The following is a 2,125-nucleotide window of genomic DNA, read 5'->3' on the forward strand; positions in this document are numbered from 1 at the left end:
GCAATATATCAAGTTGTTATAAATTGAAGAGCTTATTAAGTATGCCATACCTCTGCAATAGTAAATTGATCTGCTTACAGTATGAAGAACTCTACTCAGGCCCGGCACAGAAGCTATACTTTTGTTTGAAAAAAGTGTGTGTCCTTGATTAGTCGTAGAGAAAGAGCAATGCACGAGCGAACAGACGTAGTGATCATTGGAGCCGGTATTATTGGCTGGTCGATTGCCTATTATCTGCGTCGAGCTGGAGTCGATGTGTGCTTGCTGGAGCAGGCTGAGGTAGGAGCTGGTGCTTCGGCGGCAGCGGCGGGTCTGCTTGCCCCTTTAGGCCCGCTCAATGGGCCAGGTCCGCTGGCCTCGCTGTTGCTTGCCGGCTGCTCACTCCTGCCGCCGCTGATTGCTGAGTTGGAAGCCGGGGGCGCTGTACAGATTGAGTTTGAGCAACCAGGTGCCTTGCGCCTGGCATGTGATCGGCGGGCGGTAGGGCGTCTAGAGCGGCGCTGGCGGAGCTGGCAAGCGTTAGGATTGCAGCTGCACTGGCTTACTGGCGAGGAGGTGCGGAAGTGGGAGCCGTTGCTCAGCGCTGAGGTCTTGGGGGTGGTCTACGCTCCTCAGGAGGGGCAGCTAAGAGCTGGGGAGCTGCTGCAAGCGATCTCGCGGGCTACGCTGCAGGCGGGAGCTCGTTGTTATCAGTATTGTGAGGCGCGAGGTCTGCGCCGGCGGGCTAATCGGGTGCTGGCAGTCCAGACGGCGGATGGGAAAGAGATCGCCTGCGAGGTACTGGTGATCGCGGCGGGGGCCTGGAGCGCCCAATGTTGTGCCTGGCTTGGCGTTCCGATACCTGTAAAGCCTCTGCGAGGGCAGCTTCTAAGCTTGCGCTTGCCGCGGGGGCTACCGACACTCCAGCATCTGATTTTTGGCCGAGGGATCTATCTTATTCCTCGCCGTGATGGTTCGCTGACAGTGGGGGCAACGCGCGAAGATGTGGGCTTTGACGTACGCGTGACGGCTGAAGGAGTGGCCTGGCTGCTAGCGCAAGCTCAAAGCCTGGTACCAGCGCTAGCAGATGCCACGGTTGAACGCAGTTGGGCTGGACTGCGTCCCAGCACGCCGGATGGATTGCCGCTGCTTGGTCCGCTGCCAGGCTGGCACAATGTCATTCTAGCCAGTGGGCATGGAAGCATCGGCGTGATGCTGAGTGCGCTCACCGGTCAGTTGATCTCTGAACTGATCTGTGCAGGACAGCGCTCTCCCCTGTTACTGGCCTGCAGTCCTGAGCGTTTCGGCACTCCCTCTATCCACTAGCTGCCACTAGCTACCGTACCGCTCGCCCTGGCAGCCTCATGCTATCGATTGGGCGGTCAAGGGGCCTTGACCAGCGTGGAGCCGTGTCGTACTGGACTGCGCAGGGCGAGCGCACAGGAGTAGATGGCCAAGCAGGAGGAGCCAGACCTCGTGTGCGCTGAGCAGGTGGCGCCTCAGTGCGGCGAGAGATACACCTGTGACCAATCGGCCACGTAGAGGCCGCGAGCGTTGAGGGTAATCCCATGAACCCACGGCGGAATGATGGCGCTGATTGTCTCGTGATCCAAAGGCAGGATGGCCACCTCCTCAAGGGCTAGTTGCTCTGCCTGCTGGTAAAGCGCAAAGCGAGTTTCTCCGTTAGCTTGCTCGGCTTCAGTGATGAGCTGGTCGAACGTCTGGTTTTGCCAGCGAGACTCATTATGGGGTGCATTAGACAGCAAGTTTGGAGCGAGCCAATTGTGAGGATCGGGATAGAGAGCGTACCATTGAATGAAACCAAGCTGGATCTGATGTTGGCTTAGCTCATCAGTATAGGCGTTCAGCTCGACTGGCAGGGGCTTCACCGAGATATTCAGAACACTTGACCACATGCTGCAGAGAGCATTGGCTTCACTGCGTGAGAGCAACGCTGTCGGATAGGTGAAGACGATAGGTGGCACCAGGGCCGTATCGGGATAGACCGAGCGCAGCAAAGCGCGGGCCTTCTCGGCATCGAACGACGGTCCCTGATAGTCCGTCTTATAGCCTGGCAGGCCTGGGGGGATCAACGTAGGGGCCGCGGTAGCGGCGTCCTTGAGCTGGGTCTGGACCAGTGTTGTTC

Annotated in this window: 2 protein-coding genes; one reads left to right on the forward strand and one right to left on the reverse strand. The window is 58.5% G+C overall.

The features are described from left to right. Positions 1-168: 168 nt before the first annotated feature. The gene (gene thiO / locus IRZ24_RS19655; RefSeq protein ID WP_297168288.1) at positions 169-1,305 is read left to right on the forward strand and encodes a glycine oxidase ThiO; all 1,137 of its coding nucleotides are present in this window, start codon (positions 169-171) and stop codon (positions 1,303-1,305) included. 173 nt (positions 1,306-1,478) lie between these two features. Here thiO and IRZ24_RS19660 read toward each other — a convergent pair. After that, the coding region (locus IRZ24_RS19660) for an ABC transporter substrate-binding protein (protein WP_297168291.1) at positions 1,479-2,125 on the reverse strand (647 nt) is incomplete at its 5' end.

Source organism: Thermogemmatispora sp. (assembly GCF_019683755.1).
Classification (GTDB): domain Bacteria; phylum Chloroflexota; class Ktedonobacteria; order Ktedonobacterales; family Ktedonobacteraceae; genus Thermogemmatispora.

Excerpts from the sequence above, each read along its gene's own strand:
- thiO (WP_297168288.1), top strand. The coding sequence starts at position 169 with ATGCACGAGCGAACAGACGTAGTGATCATTGGAGCCGGTATTATTGGC.